The following is a 13,144-nucleotide window of genomic DNA, read 5'->3' as shown; positions in this document are numbered from 1 at the left end:
GACGCGGGTACAATTCATTCAGGTTTAGTTGACAGTCTGTTAGACTAAGCTAATGATCATTCAATTCAAATCCCTTCGCGCACAGGCAAATGGAGTTAACGGGGCATGACATCTGCCACAAATTCGCTCAAAGAGTTACATCAAGTTCTTCTCCAATTGGAAGACTGTCGGTCACAACTGGAACGAGGGCCGAGTCAAATCAAGGCTCGAGAAAATATTGTTCGGAAGCGTGAAGCAGAACAAGTTGAGTTTCTCGATCGCCTCAAACATCTCCGAATGTCAGCAGACTCCAAATCGCTTGAATTGAAAACCGTTGAAAAGAAAATTGAGGACTTGAAAGGAAAATTGAACTCTGCCAGTTCCAATCGGGAGTTTGATATTTTCAAAGCCCAGATCAAAGCCGATGAAATGGCAATGTCTGTTCTGGAAGATGAGATCCTGGAAGCCTTCGATCAGACGGAAACCGAATCGAATCGTAAGTCGGAATTTGAAGAGAATGTGAAATCCGCGAAACAGCAACTGGCAGATTTCAAATCCAAGTTTGATTCCGACTCCATCAAGAACAATGAAATCATTGCCCGTCTCGAAGAAGAATTGAAAGTTTTGGAGAAAGATCTCCCGAAAGAGCCAGCCGAACAATATCGACGATTAGTGAATAGTCGTGGTGCAAAGTCCATGGCTGCAGTTCTCAATGGTGCTTGCGGCAACTGCTATGTGAATCTGACACCGCAACAGAGAATTCAGATCAAATCCGGACCCGTACAATTCTGCTCAAACTGCGGCTCCATCCTGTATATCGATGAAAACCCCGAAGCTGATTAATCAGGAGTAAGTCTGTGAAAGGACCTGAAGAACTCAACAACTCGCTGTTTCATCGTCTTTTCCGCAAACAGTTGCCTCTCGAATCGGAAACGACGCTCTTCATACTCGTCAGTGCGCTCGATATTTTCATGACCTGGATCCTGCTTTCCGGGGGAGGCTTTATCGAATCGAATCCGGTCGCCAGGTTCTTTCTGGATCACTGGGGGCGCAAAGGATTTGTCGGCTTCAAATTCGCTTGCGTAGCACTCGTCTGCATTATTGCTCAAATCGTCGCTACACAAAAACCGCATCTCGCACGACTGATCCTGCTGGTCGGTATCACGGTTGTTTCATTCGTCGTCATTTATAGTTTGACACTCTGGATGCGGGCAAATGGTCTTGCGTGAAAATCGTATTCCATTAACTTTGATGACACTCTAGTGTTCAATAAGTTAATTCATCCAGCATCGAAGGTCTGCTACATCAACCATGGATTCCAATCTCAAAAATCTGCTCTCCCGATACGATCAATCTCAAGTTCTGAATTTCTGGGAACAACTTTCAGCCGATCAGCAACGCGGTTTGGAAGCGCAGCTTCAATCTATTGATTTTGAAGAATTGAAAGGTTTAATCAATCAGGCCTTTCATAAAACAGAGTCCACAATCAATCCCGATTCCATCAGTCCCTTAAAGAATTCCATCTGTCTTCCCGAGAATGAAAAGGATCGGGAAGAATGGGCACGTGCTCGAGAGCGTGGTCATAAAATTCTGGATGCCGGTAAAGTCGCTGCGGTGCTTGTGGCGGGTGGTCAGGGAAGTCGACTCGGGTTTGATCATCCCAAAGGCATGTTCCCAATCGGTCCCGTGACAGATCGAACTCTGTTCCAGATTTTCTTTGAACAATTGCTTGCGCTGTCAAATCGTCACGGTGTGCGAATTCCGTACTTCATTATGACAAGCGATGCCACGCATGACGAAACTGAATCTTTTCTTCAGGAACATTCCTTGTTCGGATACCCTCAGGAGGATGTGTTCCTGTTTAAACAGGGAACGATGCCAGCTGTTGACGACAAGACAGGCAAAATCCTGTTAAAAGATCCCTCGACAATTGCCATGAGTCCTGACGGTCATGGGGGGATGCTCAAAGCGATGCAGCGTGCCAACTTGTTTGAAGAAATGCAGCAGCGAGGAATCGATTATCTTTTCTATCATCAAGTCGACAATCCCTGCGTCAGCATGTGCGATCCAGCCATGCTTGGTTTTCACGTCGAACAGAGTGCGGAAATCAGTACGAAAGTTGTCGCGAAGCGGGAACCTGGTGAAAAAGTGGGGGTATTGGCTGAATTCGATGGCAAACAGAGCATCATTGAATACAGTGATTTGCTGGAAGAGATGGCTCAGGATTACGATGAAACCGGCCGGCTGAAATACTGGGCGGGCAATATCGCAATTCATATCATGAATCGCAGCTTACTTGAACAACTCGCGACTGGAGATTCCCGATTGCCAGTACATGTGGCTCACAAGAAAGTTCCCTTTGTCGACGCAGCGGGCCAACAGCATTCACCCGATGAGCCCAATGCCTATAAATTTGAACGATTCATTTTCGATGCGATCCCGCGAGCCAAGAATCCGCTGGTCATTGAGACCTCACGCGAAGAGGAATTTAATCCCGTCAAAAATGCAGAAGGGAACGATTCCCCTGCCTCCTCTCAGGCAGCTCTGTTGGCAAGAGCGCAGCGCTGGATGAAAATCGCTCGATACAGTTGCGACAAAAAATCGAAAATTGAAATCAGTCCACTGATTGCGTTAGAGCCGAAAGATCTGGAAAAACAGTTCTCTGAAGGTGATTTGGAGGGAGCAAGAATCGTTCTCTCACCAAATTCAGAAGAGTAAGAGGATTAATTTTCTGATCAGACGATGACCAGAATTGCAATCAATATATAGAACCGCAGATAACCGCGGATGGACGCAGATCGTTTTTATCCGCGATAATCTGTGTTCATCTGCGGTTCCTTTTTTTGGATTTTTATAAGTCATCTACTTATCTGGGGGCTTCGCTACGACCCCAGCCACCCGGTTGAGAAGTAGCAGTTTTAGTGGATTCTTAGACTCCAAGGGCCTGCTTCTTTTCCTCGATGGTTTTGATGTGGTGAGGAATATGGCCTGTGATTCTCTTCAGCAATGTTTCGATGGTGAGATCGCCATCGCGGGAATGCTGTCCTGTTCTTTGAAATGCTGCATCATCGCAGTTTTCGAGAACAGTCAACAGTTGTTGACGAGTGGTGCGAATAATGTTCAATTCATTGTTTAAATCCCGGACTTCATAACCCAGGCCGTTGGCGAATACATCGGGATCGCCGCCCATTAATGTGGGATTGTCTTCAACAAGGGCCCGCTTAATGCGGTCGGCATAGATCGGTTCGAAATCGGTAAGATGACAGACGACCTGCCGGGTTGACCATTTTCCTGGGATCGGGCTGGCGTCGAGTTGTTCAGATGTCATGCTGGAAATCGCGTTGGCCAGCAAATCTGCTCCCTGAGCATATTCTTCCAGTAACTGTTGATAGGGCATTGAATGATGCTTTCTTATCAGGATTTTTTATCGACGGAGATTAAAACTTTGTGTTGATCTTTTTGACTCGCGGCTTCTAATGCGGCTCTTGCCTCTGCGAGTGGATATCGGGAAGTGATTAACGATTCTACTTCGATTTCGTTTTAGAAAGTGCATCAATCGCTCTCGGAAATGGACCACAACGAGAGCCGATGACCTTCAGTTCGTCGATGATAACTTGTGACAGATCAATCTGGTAAGGCTCGGCAACAGTTGTCTTCATCACTATGGTTCCCTGAGGACGAACAAGCTGTAACGCCAGCGGTAAACCCGTCACAGAACCAGTGCAGTCAATCACGAAATCGGAACTTCGAGTTCTCTCAAGATTCTCTAACGAGACTGTTTCGATTTTACGATCCTGAAATCGCCGCAGCTTTTCTGTGTGTTTTCCGACGACGAGAAGTTTGGCGCCGGTCAAGGCAACAACCTGTGCGGTTAAATAGCCCAACCGTCCGTCGCCCAGCACTACAACGTGAGAGTTCTCTGAAATGTCTGTCTGTTCAAGAACCTGGAACGCGGCTGCCAGTGGTTCAATAAACACCGCTCTTTCATCCGAAATACTCTCAGGGACGACATAAAGATTTTCTTCTGGAACACTCAGATATTCCGCAAATGCTCCCGGTCGATTCAAAATGCCAATCACACTCCTCCGGGGACAATGATGTCGATTCTCTGGACAATACGGACAATGTTCGAGCGTACAACAATTGATATCCGCAGCGACTCTCCGTCCAGCGAATTTCCCAGTCGCAGGCACTCCGACAAATTCATGTCCGAGAATTCCTTCATAATTCATATACCCTTGGACGAGTTGCAAATCGGTCTCGCAGACGCCGGCCATCCGCACCTTAACGAGGACTTCTTTATCGGGAGGCTGTGGGAGATGTAAATCGGTTTGAACTTCCAGCTTGCCATTCTGCAGCATGAGTCCAGTCATCTTAGAACCATCAGAAATCATCAGATCCTCTTCATCATTGAAATCGGATTAAACATCAGAATCGTTTTCTTTATTGTGATCTGCTTATCGTAACGGCCTGGTAGTCGGTTTCAATTCAAACTCATCATTTCTTAAGACGTACTTTCCGTTGAGGATGGAATTATTGACCTATGTTTACAGAAAGGAACATCGGTTTTGTGCCGTCGTTCTGCGCACAGATTGAACATAGCCGATTCCCATGGAATGAATGAACTGACGAAGCGATGAAAGTGACACCCTCCCAAATAGGGTTCATCCTGTTCTTACTTGCCAATGCGACAATTTACGTTCGTCCATGGGAAGTCTTCCCTCAGCTTGAGGGGGTGCAGATCTACGTCTTTTTGATTCTGGCTGCGGTCGCGGTTTGTCACAAACAGATTCAAAATCATCTGGCCCCGGCCAATCTGTTTGCTCAGCCAATCATGCTTTGTGTCATGGGCTTACTGCTCGCAGTTCCGCTTTCACATATTACAAATGGCTACCTGGGTGGTGCATTACGCGGCACCGTAATGATGTTCAAGACAGTCGTCTACTTCGTTGTGCTGGTAGCGGTTATCGATTCTACCCGTCGCTTTCGGATGTTTATCATTTCACTGGCGTTATGCGGCATCTTCTGCATTGGTGTCAGTGTCGCCGATTATCATGGCGTGATTCCGATTGAGTCACTCACCCATATCAAAGAACGAACCGGTTATACCACAACTGGAGTAGATATCTTTCTGATTCGATTATGCGGATTGGGTATGTTTCACGACCCGAATGATATGTCGTTATTAATTATCACGACTGGATTTCTGTGTCTGTCTCAGTTATTCGATAAACAATGGGGAATCGCAAGGATCTTCTGGATTTTCCCCTTCCCACTGCTGGCGCTTGCCATGTGGGACACTCACTCTCGCGGAGGCTTAATTGCTGCCGGTGCCGGGATGATGGCCTATCTCGCAATGAAACATGGGCGCGCATTCGCAATGACGGCTATCGGACTGGGAGTACTTGCTGCTCCGCTGGCATTGGGGCGAATGGCGAATCTGGATTTGTCCGGCGGAACGGGTCAGCAGCGAATCCGATTGTGGGCCGAAGGCTTTGCCGCGATTCAATCTCCCAAAATTCTGTTCGGCATTGGCGAAGGGATGTACGAAGCACTGGCCAACTATGTCGCTCATAATTCCTATGTGCATGCCTTTGTCGAGTTAGGATTATTCGGCGGGACGATGTTCGTCGGTTGCTTATTCTTTGCCGCTTATGGCTTGTACTCGCTCAAAAGAGATAACGATGTCATCTACGATGAGCGTCTCAAGTATTATCAGCCGTATGTCGCGGCCATCCTGGCCGCCTGGTGTGCCGGCTTTCTGTCACTTTCCCGCTGCTATACTCCGCCAACTTACTCAATCATCGGAATGGCAACCGCCTTTATCAATGTTACGGGAATTCATCTGTTCCCAATTCGTCCGGTGTTATGGTTAAACAAACCACTGGCACAACGCTGGCTCGCCAGCAGTGCATTGGTGTTTGCCACTATGTTTTTAGCGACAAAATTACTGGCGAAGTTTTGATCATAAAGTGCCTGACCTACAAATTTAACTCTATGACTGTGAATAACGAGTAACCTGTGTCCCTTAAATTTAATGTCCTGATCAGCTGGCTCGCTCATGCAGTGACGCTCGGTATCGGCTTCCTCTTGATGCCGTATATCCTGCACACAGTTGGGGACAATACGTACGGAACCTGGTTGCTGCTCAACTCCATCGCCGGTCAAACAGGATTATTATACTTGGGATTCGGCGAAGCGATTTCTCGCTTCACTTCAAAATACCACACCGAGAAGAAATGGATCGAACTGAACCGGACATTCAGTTGCATCACGTCCGTTTATTTCGGATCAGCTGCAGTCGCGATCGGAATAGGAATCGTGTGTGCAATCGCCGCCCCCTGGGTGAATGAATGGCCGGGTCAATCGCTCTGGGAAATTCGAGCGGTGATTCTGATTCTGGGCCTAAATGCAGCAATCTCGATAGCCGGGAGCTCATTCGGGGGTGTGCTGATGGGCATTCAAAGGTTCGATGTCGAACGCAGCATCATCATTACGATTAACCTGTTGCGACTCGGACTGACAGTTCTTTTTCTGCAACAGTCCCAGGGACTGATTACGCTGGCTTTGATTTTCCTGGCAGTGACAATCATCGAAAATGCAGCCACCTGCTGCATGGCCTTTCGGCTCATTCCAACTCTGCAACTGCGATTTCGACATCTAAGAAAGCGAGTTTACAAACGCTGCTTTTCTTTCAGCATGTTTACATTTCTATCGCTGATCGCAGAACATCTCATCTACATGACCGATACCATTTTGATCGGTTTTTTATTGGGACCGGCTGCAGTTGTTCCTTATTTCATCGCGTCTCGTGTCTGCGATATGATCCGTGCCCCCGTCATGCAGATTGGTTATGTCTTCATGCCGAAAGCAGGACAATTGCAGTCATCCAGACAGAACACTGAACTGCAAACGCTGGTCTGTCGAGGCTTTGGACTCACGGTTGTGCTGGCTGGTTCTGCTCTGATAGGTGTGTTCTATTTCAGCCCGCAATTTATTGAAGTCTGGATTGGCCCGGGTTATCAGCAGAGTTCCTGGCTGTTAATGATTCTGCTCGCAGGTCAATTGATCGCATTGCCAACTCAACTGATTCGCCATGTCTTAACTGGAACAGGATATGTGCGTTTACCAGCCTTATTGTTTTTAACCGAAGCTATCTGCAATCTGATCCTCTCTTTAATCCTGCTCCCTTATCTTGGCTTGTACGGAGTGGCGATTGGCACACTGGTTCCTCTCGTTATTTTTGAAGGAGGAGTCCTGCTGCCGATGGGAATGAAGCAGTTGGGATTGACGGTTCCCCAATTGTTCAAACAGGGTGTGCTGACACAATGGATTCCACTCTCGTTGATCCTGGTTTACTCCTATTTTGTCCACAACCTGAATATTCAACCCGAGTGGACACAGATCCTAGGCGTGTTTACCGGAGCAATTATTGTCCTGGTCGGTGGGATTGGATTATCGGAACGCATCCGCTCTCAAGCTCGAACACAAAGCACTCAATTGAGTCAAAACATCATCTCCACGGGGAATTGATATCATGATTGAAGCCATTTCTCAAACAGATCAACAGAGTTCTTCGACTGAATACTCAGAGCGAATAGACGGCTTGATGCCCGCAGAGATCGTTCATCATCCTTTGCATCTCAAAATGTATGGGATGAACGATCGTGCTAAGGTCCTGCTCTCCTGGCGTGAACTTGAACAGCGGTTGCCATCAGTGCCTATTGCCTGTTCTGCAGCATGGACAGAAAACTGGCTTCAGCAATATGGAGACATTGTTCGTCCCTGGTTTGTGGTCGCGACTGCGAATGGTGTTATTGAAGGGGTCTGTTTACTTTCGGAATCGAACAGTAAACTGTTCGGTATATTTCCGGTGAAGACATTGAATATGGGGACAGCCGGAGAACCTCATGGGCAGAGTGTCTGCGTTGAATACAACGAATTACTTGTGAGCGATCATTATCGAGAAAAGTTCGTCTACCAACTCCAGAAACTGATTGCCTCAGAACGAGGTTGGGATCAGTTTGTTCTGAGTGGTATTTCAGCGAAAGAAGGCACGAGCTGGCCGATACTTAGTGATCAGTACTCTGACATGCGCGATACATCGACTCGTATTCGTGAGTGTCGCTACTTCGATCTGAAAGCCTGCCGGGATGCGGGTGAGGAAATTCTGCAACGCCTCGGCAAAAGTACAAAATCAAATTTGAAACGACGCAGCAATCAGCTCGACCCCCTTGCCATCGACTGGGCAGAATCGACCGAACAGGCTTTGGAAATCTTCGAAGAACTGATCAAACTCCACCAGGCCCGCTGGCAAGCCGTGGGAATGCCGGGAGCCTTTGCCAGTGATCGTTTCAAGCAGTTTCTAAGGACTTTAATTGAAAAAACATTCGCCAATAAAGGTGTTGTGCTCGCTCGAATTACCTCCAAAGGAAAGACAATTGGCTGCCTGTATTTACTGAACGATCGCAACCGACTTCTAGATTATGTTTCTGGTTTTGTCTCGTTTGAAGAAGCCCCCAGTCCTGGTTTGATGTCGCATTACGTCTGCATGCAGGAAGCAATGAAGCGAGGCTATGATGCTTACGATTTTCTGGTCGGCGAAAAACAGCATAAAGCGAACCTGGGAAAATCGGCTCAGCAACTGCAGTGGATTATCTGTGAACGAAGGCGTTTGAAATACTGCCTGCGAGATGCCGTTCAGTATTCGAAGCAGATCGTTAAGAAATTTTTAAAGCGAGATACAAATAAAAAGCCGTAGGGCAGGCTGCGTCTGAAGTCAATAAATACAAGTCCTCTCTCCCTCTGGGAGAGGGTTAGTGTGAGGGGAAACGGTGTGATAATTTTAAGAGCGTCAAAGGAATCCCCTCAACCTACCGTTGGCCACCTTCTCCCCAAGGAGAAGTAAATAAATATTAAATAAACAGGCACCGCCTGTCCTACAGATACAATTAAAAAGTTTCACGGAAAGTCGTTCTCATGCAGATCACTTCACCAATTTCTTCGATTCCGAAATCGGGCACATCTCCCAAGATTCGTGTTTGTCATGTCAGCATGTGCCTGACGACGGGCGGGCTGGAACGTCTGCTTGTTGAATTTGCGAAACGTAGCAATCGCGATCAGTTTGAAACGATGTTTGTAGCCTTGAGCGATCTTGGACAACCGGCTGAAGAAATCCGAAACTTGGGATGCCCGGTACTCAGTCTGAAATCCGATCAATTCGGACGATTGAAACAAGGCAAAGCTCTGCGAAATTTGTTTGCCGAACAACAGATTGATGTTGTGCATTCTCATAATACGTATGCTCACTTCTATGCTAGTCTGGCAGCGAAAGCTGCTGGAGTGCCTGTGGTGATCAATACGCAACATGGCAGAGGTTGTGGAAATCATTGGAAACAACGGGCTCACTTTTTCATGGCGAATCGGTATGCGGATCGAATTCTGGCAGTTTCGGAAGACTCAGCGAGAATCTGTCGTAAGCAGGATCCCTTAAGCAAATCAAAAATTGAACCGCTCTGGAACGGGATTGATGTTGATCGTTTTGCCTATTCGGGACCTGTACAGGAACGTCGCGCGATCAGTGTGGCCCGACTCTCTCCCGAAAAAGATTTTCCAACACTCTTAAATGCAACTCGTCTGGTCGTCGATCAGTATCCCGATTTCCAATTGACCCTGGTTGGAGATGGAGTCGAACGTCAAAAGCTGGAAACTTTGACACGGGAGTTAAAGCTGACTCAAAATGTAACATTCCTTGGGGAACGTCGTGACATTCCCGATCTGCTTGCTCAATCGGCGATGTTTGTTTCGTCCTCTTCAACGGAGGGAATTTCGCTCACATTGCTCGAAGCAATGGCGGTGGGTCTGCCAATCATTACGACGGCTGTCGGCGGAAATCCGGAAATTGTGCAGCCGGAAGCGACCGGATATCTCGTCCCAGCCGGGGACGCCAATTCACTGGCCGAGGCAATTTGCAATCATTTGAGTCAACCGGATACCTGGAGTGCAATGGGAACAGTTGCCCGGCATTTTGTCGAGCAGAAATTCCACATTGATCGAATGGTCAAAGAATACGAACTGTTATATCGGAGCCTCGTTTCGGAATCGTGGGGGAAGATTTGATCACAAAGTTCCCTCTCTCTCAGGGAGAGGGTTAGGGTGAGGGGGAATCGGTGTTATTTGTAATAAGAACGTCAAAAAACTCCCTTCATCCGGCCTTTGGCCCTTCTCCCCAAGGAGATGGAAAGAAGACCGCACTTCATGCTGATGTTAATCTGGCTTACTCAAATGAAAATACTCTAACAATTCGTTCAACAGCATCATTACAATAATACAAATCTCAATAATACTCTCACTGATTTCAAACTCATTTCAGATATAGGTGAGCGGGCCAACTCAATGAAAATTCTTTTTCTCAGTTCGATATTTCCGGATGTCCAGAATCCATCGCGGGGAACATTTAATTACGAAACCTGTTGTGCACTCAAACGAGCAGGTGCGGATGTTCGTGTGATTTCGCCTCAAGCCTGGACCGAGGTGATGAAATCGCGAACGCCAGCAGAGCCAACCGAGGGATTGGTGCGTCACCAGATCCCAGTTGAATATCCAACCTACTGGTATCCTCCAAAAATCATGCGTTCTCAGTATGGTCGGTTTTACTGGAAGTCGATTCAGAAATCGCTCGAAAAAGTGCTCACCAACTGGGATCCCGATTTTATTCTTTCGTACTGGGCTCATCCCGATGGTGATGCGGGCTTGCGACTGGCTGAGGCCATCAACAAACCGTGCGGTGTGATCATCGGTGGGTCTGATGTCCTCATCCTTCCCAAAGAGAGTGGACGTCGAAAGCCGATTGTTCGCGTCTTGCAAAACTCTGATCTTGTGTTGACTGTGAGTCAGGGATTGGCCAATGTCGTCGAAAGCTTTGATGTGCCTGGCGAGCGGGTTGTGCCCGTTTATCAGGGTGTCGATCTTGAACATTTCAAACCAGCCGACAAAGAACAGGCGCGGGCCTGGCTGGGCATGGATCCATCTCGTCCACTCCTGTTGTGGGTCGGTCGGATGGTTGGTGTAAAAAATCTGGACATGCTGATCGCTGCTGCGGAAATGAAGGCGAATCGAGGGGACGATTTTGTTTTGTGCCTCGCTGGAGATGGGCCTTTGCGTGGACATGTCGAACAGATGATTCAGCGGAAAGATCTTGAAGGAATTGTTTCGCTGGTCGGCTCGGTGGGGCATCAGGATTTACCGACCTGGTACCAAGCTGCTGATATCACTCTGTTATGCAGTCATTCTGAAGGGTTGCCGAATGTGTTTCGAGAATCCCTCGCTTGCGGCACACCGTTTGTCAGTACCGATGTTGGTAGCATTTCGGAGATAGCGAATCCAAAATATTCGATGCTCGTCGACTCGGGCGATGTCGGCGCATTTGTGCATGCTATTGACCAGGTTCTTCAGGGACCACATCAGGAGAATGCCGAACAAGCCCCTGTTCGATCCTGGGATGATATGGCTGAGGAAATTCTTGAACTTGCAGAGTCATTGCCCGATTCGCATGGAGTCTCAGACTCCGTTTCAGTGACTTCAGACATTGACTGACGTTGGAATGAATTTCGGCCTGATGTGATTTTCTGATCTATAATAGAGTGTTTTCTCTATTTTCAGACGTAATTTCAGCGGGTTTTCCAAGTGTCAGAAATTAAACGAGCGCTTTTTGTAGCTTATCAGTTCCCACCGGCTGGGGGAATTGGTGTGCATCGCGCGGTGAAATTCACGAAATTCCTGCCCGAATATGGCTGGGAAACCTCCGTGCTGACCGTTTCCAATCCTTCGGTTCCTCTGACCGACAATTCCCTGCTGGCTGATATCCCCGAGTCCACTGAAGTTGTCCGGACGAAAACCTGGGAGCCGAGTTACGCTTTCAAAGAGAAGTTTGGCGGAAAGCGTCCAAGCAATTCAACATCTTCAAAGCATATTGAATCACAAACTAAGCCCTCTCTCATTCGACAATTGGCTTCCGTGGCAAAACGCTCGCTGCGAAGTGCCGTGAATTTGACTTTTCAACCAGATATGCAGGTCTTGTGGGGCCCAAATGCCTATCGAGCCGGTTGTGAATTATTGCGTCGGAAACAACATGATGTTGTGATCGCCACAGCTCCCCCGTTCTCTTCGTTTCTGGTTGGCAGCAAATTGGCCAAACAATTTCGATTGCCGCTCGTGCTCGATTACCGTGACGAGTGGGGGATCAGCAATACATACTGGGAAAATAAACAACAGAGTCGAATGATTCAAAAAATTCAGCAGCGAATGCAGGCTCGCTTACTCAAAGCAGCCGACCTGGCTATTGCGACAACGCCATCAAGTTGCGAATCAGTCGCCGATTCCGCACGACTGGCAGGTGCTGAAACACGCTGTGAATACATTTACAACGGCTTCGACCCCAATGATTTTTCAATCACTCCTGCACCTCGAGTCGATTACGGAAACGGTATCGATCGATTTCGTCTGGCTTATGTGGGAACACTCTGGAATTTGAATTCCATTGAACCGCTCGTGAGAGCCATTGAACAACTGGCAATACGATCACCCTCCTTGATGGAAAAGCTCGAATTTGTCGTCGCCGGTCGTAGAACATCCGAACAGGAAGCGATCTTGTCTCGATTGGAGAAAACCAGTTGCCGACTTGTTCGACTACCGTTTATCAGTCATTCCGAAGCGATCTCGCTGATGCAGGATGCCGACTGTTTAACGCTGTTAAACTCGCCTGTGCCGGGAGCGGAGCGGATTGTGAATGGAAAAATCTTCGAGTACCTCGCCACAGGCAAGCCATTTCTGCTAATCTCCCCTCCGGGAGATATGTGGTCACTGACTGAAGACTGTCCATTTTCTTTGCCATGCGATCCTCAGTATCCCGAGCAAATTGAAACTCGCCTGGCTGAGGAACTGGAAAAGCATCGGCTGGGAATGAAACTGGATCGGGATCTCTGGTCGCCAAAACTGCACGAACGTCGCTCGCGAACCGCAGAACTGGCGCAACTCCTCAATGAGACATGTGGTTTTCAGGATCATGAATATACAAATAGGGATGATTTGAATCCGCTCGTAGGTCAGGCTGTGCCTGACGAGACTGGACGTCTATGATAAATTGCGTCAGGCACAGCCTGACTTA

General features: G+C 47.8%; 11 protein-coding genes. 9 read left to right on the top strand and 2 right to left on the bottom strand.

All coding sequences use genetic code 11. The features are described from left to right. Nucleotides 1-105: 105 nt before the first annotated feature. The 3 genes from Pan54_RS04440 (at nucleotide 106) to Pan54_RS04430 (ending at nucleotide 2,697) form a co-directional block, all read left to right on the top strand. Nucleotides 106-822 carry a zinc ribbon domain-containing protein gene (locus tag Pan54_RS04440; RefSeq protein WP_146502363.1) on the top strand — a complete coding sequence of 239 codons (717 nt, stop codon included), beginning with the start codon at nucleotides 106-108 and terminating at the stop codon, nucleotides 820-822. Between the two features lie 14 nt (nucleotides 823-836). Next, nucleotides 837-1,208, top strand: coding sequence for a DUF5658 family protein (locus Pan54_RS04435; RefSeq protein WP_146502362.1), 372 nt, complete (start codon nucleotides 837-839; stop codon nucleotides 1,206-1,208). 82 nt (nucleotides 1,209-1,290) lie between these two features. Then, on the top strand, nucleotides 1,291-2,697 hold the full coding sequence (locus Pan54_RS04430; RefSeq protein WP_146502361.1) for a UTP--glucose-1-phosphate uridylyltransferase: 1,407 nt from the start codon (nucleotides 1,291-1,293) through the stop codon (nucleotides 2,695-2,697). Nucleotides 2,698-2,908: 211 nt separating this feature from the next. Here the strand turns inward: Pan54_RS04430 and Pan54_RS04425 are convergent, their stop codons facing one another. Both Pan54_RS04425 and Pan54_RS04420 read right to left on the bottom strand, forming a co-directional pair. After that, complete coding sequence (locus Pan54_RS04425) at nucleotides 2,909-3,376, bottom strand: DinB family protein (RefSeq protein WP_146502360.1); 468 nt, start codon at nucleotides 3,374-3,376, stop codon at nucleotides 2,909-2,911. A gap of 127 nt (nucleotides 3,377-3,503) precedes the next feature. Then, nucleotides 3,504-4,352, bottom strand: coding sequence for an alcohol dehydrogenase catalytic domain-containing protein (locus tag Pan54_RS04420; protein WP_165441578.1), 849 nt, complete (start codon nucleotides 4,350-4,352; stop codon nucleotides 3,504-3,506). Nucleotides 4,353-4,615: 263 nt separating this feature from the next. On the opposite strand from Pan54_RS04420, the gene Pan54_RS04415 reads away from it, so the two are divergent. From Pan54_RS04415 to Pan54_RS04390, 6 genes are all read left to right on the top strand, one after another. After that, a complete protein-coding gene (locus tag Pan54_RS04415; RefSeq protein ID WP_146502358.1) occupies nucleotides 4,616-5,944 on the top strand; it encodes an O-antigen ligase family protein in 1,329 nt (442 codons plus the stop codon). Nucleotides 5,945-6,000: 56 nt separating this feature from the next. Further along, nucleotides 6,001-7,512 carry a lipopolysaccharide biosynthesis protein gene (locus Pan54_RS04410; protein ID WP_146502357.1) on the top strand — a complete coding sequence of 504 codons (1,512 nt, stop codon included), beginning with the start codon at nucleotides 6,001-6,003 and terminating at the stop codon, nucleotides 7,510-7,512. Nucleotides 7,513-7,516: 4 nt separating this feature from the next. Continuing rightward, a complete protein-coding gene (locus tag Pan54_RS04405) occupies nucleotides 7,517-8,740 on the top strand; it encodes a GNAT family N-acetyltransferase (protein ID WP_146502356.1) in 1,224 nt (407 codons plus the stop codon). A 218-nt stretch (nucleotides 8,741-8,958) separates the two neighbouring features. After that, entirely contained in the window at nucleotides 8,959-10,098 is a 1,140-nt protein-coding gene (locus Pan54_RS04400) for a glycosyltransferase (protein WP_146502355.1), read from the top strand. Between the two features lie 276 nt (nucleotides 10,099-10,374). Next, nucleotides 10,375-11,574, top strand: coding sequence for a glycosyltransferase (locus Pan54_RS04395; protein ID WP_146502354.1), 1,200 nt, complete (start codon nucleotides 10,375-10,377; stop codon nucleotides 11,572-11,574). 90 nt (nucleotides 11,575-11,664) lie between these two features. Continuing rightward, entirely contained in the window at nucleotides 11,665-13,116 is a 1,452-nt protein-coding gene (locus Pan54_RS04390; protein WP_146502353.1) for a glycosyltransferase, read from the top strand. The last annotated feature ends 28 nt before the right edge of the window (nucleotides 13,117-13,144 follow it).

The sequence above is a fragment of the Rubinisphaera italica genome, from assembly GCF_007859715.1.
In the GTDB taxonomy this organism is placed as follows: Bacteria; Planctomycetota; Planctomycetia; order Planctomycetales; family Planctomycetaceae; genus Rubinisphaera; species Rubinisphaera italica.
Note: the sequence above shows the minus strand (reverse complement) of the source record. Positions and strands in the feature narration are given on the sequence as shown.

Excerpts from the sequence above, each read along its gene's own strand:
- Pan54_RS04440 (WP_146502363.1), top strand. The coding sequence starts at position 106 with ATGACATCTGCCACAAATTCGCTCAAAGAGTTACATCAAGTTCTTCTC.
- Pan54_RS04430 (WP_146502361.1), top strand. The coding sequence starts at position 1,291 with ATGGATTCCAATCTCAAAAATCTGCTCTCCCGATACGATCAATCTCAA.
- Pan54_RS04425 (WP_146502360.1), bottom strand. The coding sequence starts at position 3,376 with ATGCCCTATCAACAGTTACTGGAAGAATATGCTCAGGGAGCAGATTTG.
- Pan54_RS04420 (WP_165441578.1), bottom strand. The coding sequence starts at position 4,352 with ATGACTGGACTCATGCTGCAGAATGGCAAGCTGGAAGTTCAAACCGAT.
- Pan54_RS04415 (WP_146502358.1), top strand. The coding sequence starts at position 4,616 with ATGAAAGTGACACCCTCCCAAATAGGGTTCATCCTGTTCTTACTTGCC.
- Pan54_RS04405 (WP_146502356.1), top strand. The coding sequence starts at position 7,517 with ATGATTGAAGCCATTTCTCAAACAGATCAACAGAGTTCTTCGACTGAA.
- Pan54_RS04400 (WP_146502355.1), top strand. The coding sequence starts at position 8,959 with ATGCAGATCACTTCACCAATTTCTTCGATTCCGAAATCGGGCACATCT.
- Pan54_RS04395 (WP_146502354.1), top strand. The coding sequence starts at position 10,375 with ATGAAAATTCTTTTTCTCAGTTCGATATTTCCGGATGTCCAGAATCCA.